The 6,805-nt window shown below is 68.8% G+C and carries 6 protein-coding genes; 3 read left to right on the plus strand and 3 right to left on the minus strand.

Features of this window, described 5'->3' with window-relative positions:
* The coding region (locus FXN61_RS46020) for an AAA family ATPase (protein ID WP_376770819.1) at window positions 1-1,112 on the minus strand (1,112 nt) is incomplete at its 3' end.
* Window positions 1,113-1,341: 229 nt separating this feature from the next.
* Between FXN61_RS46020 and FXN61_RS46025 the strand changes: the two genes are divergently transcribed.
* Complete coding sequence (locus FXN61_RS46025) at window positions 1,342-2,016, plus strand: sigma-70 family RNA polymerase sigma factor (protein ID WP_167980119.1); 675 nt, start codon at window positions 1,342-1,344, stop codon at window positions 2,014-2,016.
* 12 nt (window positions 2,017-2,028) lie between these two features.
* Window positions 2,029-2,259 carry a hypothetical protein gene (locus FXN61_RS46030; RefSeq protein WP_167980120.1) on the plus strand — a complete coding sequence of 77 codons (231 nt, stop codon included), beginning with the start codon at window positions 2,029-2,031 and terminating at the stop codon, window positions 2,257-2,259.
* On the opposite strand, the gene FXN61_RS46035 is transcribed toward FXN61_RS46030, so the two are convergent.
* Both FXN61_RS46035 and FXN61_RS46040 read right to left on the minus strand, forming a co-directional pair.
* Window positions 2,216-4,924, minus strand: a complete 2,709-nt coding sequence (locus FXN61_RS46035) for a cation-translocating P-type ATPase (protein ID WP_167980121.1) — start codon at window positions 4,922-4,924, stop codon at window positions 2,216-2,218. The two genes, FXN61_RS46030 and FXN61_RS46035, sit on opposite strands and share 44 nt — an antisense overlap.
* On the minus strand, window positions 4,921-5,481 hold the full coding sequence (locus FXN61_RS46040) for a CBS domain-containing protein (protein ID WP_167980122.1): 561 nt from the start codon (window positions 5,479-5,481) through the stop codon (window positions 4,921-4,923). The genes FXN61_RS46035 and FXN61_RS46040 overlap by 4 nt, the downstream gene beginning before the upstream one ends.
* Before the next feature lie 185 nt (window positions 5,482-5,666).
* Here FXN61_RS46040 and FXN61_RS46045 point away from each other — a divergent pair.
* Window positions 5,667-6,805, plus strand: a 1,139-nt coding sequence (locus FXN61_RS46045; RefSeq protein WP_167980123.1) for an AAA family ATPase, incomplete at its 3' end; no start/stop codon positions are given.

The following is a 6,805-nucleotide window of genomic DNA, read 5'->3' on the forward strand; positions in this document are numbered from 1 at the left end:
CGGTGCCAGGCTCGGCGATCCGGGTCGGACTCAGGGTCGGTCGCCGCGGCCAGCGCACGGTGCACGTCCCGACGTTCCGCACGGTCTGCCGCGCGATATGCCGCCGAGCGCACCAACGGATGATGAAACCGCACTCGTGCACCGAACTTGATCAGTCCGGCCTCCTCGGCAGCCGCCTCCGCCTCTGCGCCGATGTCGAGCCGCTCGGCCACGCGCCGTAGCAACGCAACGTCGCCCACCGGCTCGGCGGCCGCCACCAGCAGCAGCCGTTGTGCCTCATCGGGAAGCGACCCGATGCGCCGCAGGAAACTCTGCTCGATCTGGCTCGCGAGCGGCCGCGCGTCCGGACGCGCGAACCCACCGGCCAGTTCGGCGCCGGTCAAGCCACGCGGCAACTCCAGCAGAGCCAACGGATTGCCGCGGGCTTCGGCGACGATCCGATCCTTGACGTGCTCGTCGACCCGTCCCAGGACGACTGAATCCAGCAGGGCACGCGCATCGCGGTCAGGCAGGCCCCGCACCACGAGTTCCGGTAAACCCTCCAACTGGTCGCTGCCTGTCGAGGATCGCACCGCGAACACGACCACCACCCGCTCGGCGAGCAGCCGGCGCGCGGCGAAGGCCAGCGTCTGCGCGGACACGCGATCAAGCCACTGAGCGTCGTCCACGACGCAGAGCAGCGGCTGTTCCTCTGCCACCTCGGCCAGCAGGCTGAGCACCGCCAGTCCGACCAGGAAACGGTCCGGTGCGCTGCCCCTGTGCAGACCGAACGCGATCATCAACGCGTCGCACTGTGGATCTGGGAGGCGACCGATGTGCGTCATCATCGGCGCGCACAGCTGGTGCAACGCGGCGAACGCCAGCTCCATCTCGGACTCGACACCGACCGCACGCGCGATCCGGAATCCCGACGCGCCGTCCACGAGGTGGTCCACGAGCGCGGACTTGCCGATTCCCGCCTCGCCGCGCAGGACGACCACCTGGCTCCGGCCGGACCTCGCTTCCGTCAGCAACCGATCCAGCGCCTCGGACTCGTTGCGCCTGCCACGCGGCCTGCGCCGAGGATCGCCGTTCGCCATCACCACCACCGCGCGGGTCGACGGACCCGGCATTGATCAACGCGGGCCGCCTCATGATGCACCGTGGCGGCACGGTTCGCACCGCGGTCCATTGGCTGAGAGACCTACGGGGTCACGTGTCCCTGGTCGCGCCCGGCCAGGGGTTCACCAGGGGCGTTCAAGGGCGCGATCACTCCCTGATCTGGACGACGGTGGCTGTGCCACGCCCGAGCGATCACCGGGCCGGGCATCCGTGGAGGCCACAACGAAACGGACGACCGTCATGCGCTCAACGAACATGAACATCGCGTCCACGTCAGTCTCGAGCCTGCCTGAAACGCGGTCGCCAGAAGAGGCCGAGGACATGGCGGACTTCCAGAGCGTTCGTCCACGTCTGTTCGGGATCGCGTACCGGATGCTGGGCCGGGCGGCCGACGCCGAGGACGTCGTCCAGGACGTGTGGCTCCGGTGGCAGAGTGCGGACCGAGCCCAGGTGCGCGATCGTGTCGCGTTCCTCGCGACGATCACGACGCGGGTCACCCTCAACTTCCTCGCTTCGGCCCGCGTCCGCCGTGAGATTCCCGTCGGCCGCTGGCTACCGGGACAGGTGCCCATCTCCGAAGATCCGTCACTGGCCGTGGGCCGGTCAGCCGAACTCGAGCAAGGCATCCTCCTGCTGCTCCAGCGGTTGTCCCCGACCGAACGTGCGGTCTTCGTGCTGCGAGAGGCATACGGCTACCCGTTCCGAGACATCGCCGAGGCACTCCAGATGAGCGAAGCCAACGCGCGCCAGATCCGGCGGCGGTCGGGCGAGCACCTCACCGGGCCACGACACAAGCCCGTTCAACGGACGGCCTGCGACAGGTTGCTGAGCGCTGTCCTCGACGCCGGCCGGATCGGCGCCCTGGCCCACCTTGAACGTCTGCTCATCGAGGACGCCCTGTCCTACCGGCACTGAACTGGAGGAGTCATGGCCGACGATCCGGATGGCTTTGCGAGTTCCATCAAGCCCTTGTTCCGCGAAAAGGACCGCCAATCGATGCTGAGTTACTTCGACCTGTGGTCGTACGACGACGTGAGCACGCACGCCGACGCAATCCTCGACCGCCTCCGAGACGGGACCATGCCGTGCGACCGGCCATGGCCGGAGGCCCAGATCAGCCTCTTCCAGCGGTGGACCGAAACCGGGAAGCCGCTTTGACGAGTTCTTCGACCCACAGCACCGAGGACGCCACCGCCGCCGCGATCAGCCAGTCGCCGCCTGTCAGCGCGGCGGTGCTGAACACGGACTGCGCGACGGGCACGTGAACCGCGCAGATCTGCAACCCGAGCACCGTGCCCACGGCGGCCCACAGCCGCCAGTTGCGGAACAGCATCGGCCCGAACGCGCTGTCCGTCTCATCGCGCACGTTGAGAATGTTGAAAAGCTGGAACAACACGAACGTGGTGAACGCCAGGGTGTGGGCGACAGCGACGTCGCGGTCGAGTCCGTAGCGGTGGACGGCCAGCGTCCCGGTCACCATCACCAGCGCGGACAGCACGATCCGGCCGAGGCGCCGGGAAGACAGGATGTGAGCGCCGCGCCGCCGGGGTGGTTCCCGCATCACCGATCGCCGGGGTGGTTCCAGGCCCAGCGCGAGGGCGGGTGGTCCGTCGGCGATGACGTTGACCCACAACAACATGAGCGGATTGAGCACGCCTGCGCCGGCGAAGAGCAGCGAGCCGGCGATCATGGCGAGAATGGCGGCGACGTTGGTCGTGACCTGGAAGCGCACGAACTTCACGATGTTGTCGTAGATCGTGCGACCGGCTCCGACGGCGCGGACGATGGTCGCGAAGTTGTCGTCGGTGAGGATCATCGCGGCTGCTTCCTTGGAGACGTCGGATCCGGTGACGCCCATGGCGATGCCGATGTCCGCGCCCTTGAGCGCGGGTGCGTCGTTGACGCCGTCGCCGGTCATCGCGACGGTGTCGCCGCGACGCTGCAGTGCCTGGACGATGCGGACCTTGTGTTCGGGAGCGACGCGGCCGAACACGCCGAGGTCGGAAGCGGCCTGTTCGAACGCGGCATCGTCCAGTCCGTCGAGGTCGCGTCCCGTGAGACCGCGATCCCGGATCCCGACCGCGCGGGCGATCGACGTCGCGGTGGCCAGATGATCGCCGGTGATCATCTTGACGGTGATCCCGGCAGTGCGGCACTCGGCGATGGCGTCGTGCGCCTCGGGCCGCGGCGGATCGAGAAGGCCGAAAAGTCCTGTCAGCATCAGTGACTCTGGAAGAACCGGCGTGTCGCCCGTCTCGAGCACGTGTGGGGAGCAGGAGCCGACGGCGATCGCGAGCACGCGCTCACCGCGCTCGGCCATCTTCTCGAACTCGTCGGTGAGGTGGTCGCGGGACTGCTGGTCCAACGGCACGTCGCCCGAGGACAGACGGACGTGGGTGGCGAGACCGAGCAGGACGTCGGGGGAGCCTTTGACGAAGGCGTCCACGAGATCTCCTCGCCGGTGGTAGGTGACCATGTACTTGAGCGTGGAGTCGAACGGGATCTCGGCGACACGGGGGCGGGACGCACGCAGCGCGGCGACATCGATGCCCGCCTTGTTCGCCACGGCGACCAGCGCGCCTTCGGTCGGATCGCCCACCAGGACGGTGCCGTGGATTTCCGCGTCGTTGCACAGCACTGCCGGCACCAGCAGGTCGCTGAGTTCCCCGATGGCCGCCCTGTCGTTGGCCTCACCGTCCTCGGCGGTGATCGTCCCGTCCGGGCCGTAGCCGTCGCCGCTGACTCGGTAGTGGCGGCCCGCGTGCCACAGGGACCGGGCGGTCATCTGGTTGAGGGTGAGCGTGCCGGTCTTGTCCGTGCAGATGACGGTGGTCGATCCGAGAGTTTCCACGGCGTTGAGGCGTTTGACGATGGCGCGTTGCCGTGCCATCCGTCGCATGCCCAGGGCCAGCGTGACGGTGACGACCGCGGGAAGGCCTTCGGGGATGGCGGCGACGCCGAGTGCGACCGCCAGAGTGATGATCTCCCCGATGCCGCCGCCCGCGAACCACTGGAGCACCGCGACCAGCAGCACCGCGCCGCCGGCGAGGTAGGCCAGGTGTGTGCCCAGCTGGTCCAGTTGACGCTGCAGCGGTGTCCTTGTGGTCTCGGTGCGTTCCAGCAGTCCGGCCACCTTGCCGATCTCGGTGTTCATCCCGGTGCCGGTGACGAGGAGCTCCGCGCGGCCTCTGGTGACGGTGCTGGTCATGTGGAGCATCGACGTCCGGTCCGAGACGGCCACGTCGTCGGCGACGGGTGTGGCCGACTTCGCCACCGGCAACGATTCGCCGGTCAGCCCGGACTCGTCGGACTCCAGTGTCACCTGCGACAGCACACGTCCGTCGGCGGGCACCCGATCGCCGGCCTCGACCAGCACGACATCACCGGGCACGAGTTCCGCGGCTGGAACTTCGAGGATCTTGCCGGCCCGCCGCACCTTGGCCGTCGGGCTGAGCATGCCGCGCAACGCCGCGAGCATGGCCCGATCGGCCCGGCGTTCCTGGACGAAACCCACGATTCCGTTGAAGAGCAGGACCAGGCCGATGATCAGCGCTTCCTTGACGGAACGCTCGACCACCCCGGCCAGGACAGCCGCGACCACGAGCACCAGGTTCAACGGACTCGCGACCTGTGCCACCAGCGTGCGCCACCACTGCCGTGGCGGAGCCTCGACCAGCCGGTTGGGGCCGGCCGCAGCGAGCCTTGCCGTTGCCTCGGCCGGAGTCAGGCCGTGGGACGGGTCGACGTTCAAGCCGGATGCGACGTCGGTCGCGGCGACGTGCCACGGTGCCTGGATCAGTGCCTGGCCGGGCGCGGTGATCATGCTTCCGCCACGGCGACGGGCCCGGGCATCAGGTACGCGCGCACCAGGTCAGCGAGTTTGACCATGCCGACGAGCAGCCGGTCTTCGACCACCGGCAGGAGCCATGCACCTTCTGGCAACATCAACCGGATGGCGTCGGCGGCGACGGCATCAGCCCGGACTGTCATGAGGTTGGTCGTGACGACCTCGTGGACGCGTACGTTCTCGGTGTCTCGGCCCTGGGCCACTGCGTTGGCGATGTCGGCTTCGGTGATCATCGCGACGGGTTCGCGGGTGTTGTCCGCCACCACCACCAGGGAGGAGTTGTGGGCGTGCCGCATGAGAAAAGCGGCTGCGGCCAGGTGGGCGCCCGCCTCGATCGTGATCATCGGCGGCGTCATGACCTGTCGCACGGTCTGCTGACGTCCTGCCGGTACGACGTCCTCCAGACGCAGGGAGTGCTCGCCGAGCGAGGCGACGGGCAGGAAGAACGAGTGCCGGTTCACGCAGAAGATCTTCGCGTGGTCGACCGGCCCGTCGGTGCTGTCGATGACCGCGAGCCACTGAATCTCGCTCACCTCGGAACACTTGGGACAAAGGGTCAGGTCCATTGGCACGCCTTCCCATCCGCCAGGGCGTTCATCGCCGTTCGGGTCATCACTTGAGACCAGGCGCGATAGCGTGCTGTGACAGTCACGGTCGTTGTCCCGGGAGATGTACCGGGACATGTGCCGGGTGCCGTAATCTCGCTGCGGTGGGTCAGGTGACAGGGAGTGGCTCGAGAGACGGACTCCTCGGGCGGCGCGACGAGTGCCAGGCCCTCGACGACCTCCTGGCGGGCGCCAGGGCTGGGCGGAGTGCAGCCCTGGTCCTGCGCGGGGAGCCGGGAATCGGCAAGACCGCGCTGCTGGAGCACCTCCGCGAGCGCTCCACGACATGCCGCGTCGTGCGGGCTGCGGGTGTTCAGTCCGAAATGGAACTGTCGCACGCCGGCCTGCACCAGCTCTGCGCTCCGCTGCTCGCCGGCCTCGACCAGCTCCCCGAGCCTCAGCGCGACGCGCTGCGCACGGCGTTCGGCCTGAGCCGTGGTACTGCGCCGAACCGGTTTCTCGTCGGCCTGGCCACGCTGAGCCTCCTCGCTGACGCCGCGGCGGACCAGCCGCTCGTCTGCCTCGTCGACGACGCACAGTGGCTCGACCGCGTGTCGGCACAGACCTTCGAGTTCGTTGCCCGGCGGCTGCTGGCTGAGCCGATCTTGCTCATCTTCGCCGTCCGCGAGCCGAGCCCCGGCGAGGCGTTCGCCGGTCTCCCCGAACTTCGCGTGACAGGGCTGACCGAGCACGACTCGCGATCGCTCCTCACTTCAGTCGTCACCGGCCCACTCGACGAACGGGTGCGCGACCGCATCGTGGCCGAGACCCGTGGCAACCCGCTGGCTCTGCTGGAGTTCGCCCGAGGGTTGACGGCGGCGGAACTCGCCGGCTTCGGGCGGTCGGGTGCGCGGCCGTTGCCGAGCCGGATCGAGCAGGAGTTCCTCCGCCGCGTCGAGGCTCTCCCCGCCGGAGCTCGGCGCCTGCTGAGCACTGCGGCCGCCGAGCCCGTGGGCGACGTGACGTTGTTGTGGCGGGCGGCTGTGCGGCTGGGGATCGACATCGATGCCGTCATGTCGCATGCCGAGGTGTCAACGATGATCACGCTCGGCACGACTGTGCGGTTTCGGCACCCGCTCGTGCGATCGGCCGCTTATCGCGCGGCGCGCCAGGACGATCTTCGAGAGATACACCAGGCGTTGGCGGACGAGACCGACGCCGAACTCGATCCCGATCGCCGGGCGTGGCACCTGGCGCGCGCGACGGCGGGACATGACGAGGCGGTGGCGGCCGAGCTGGTGCGTTCCGCGGA

It is taken from the genome of Lentzea indica (assembly GCF_012184385.1).
GTDB classification, from domain to species: domain Bacteria; phylum Actinomycetota; class Actinomycetes; order Mycobacteriales; family Pseudonocardiaceae; genus Lentzea; species Lentzea indica.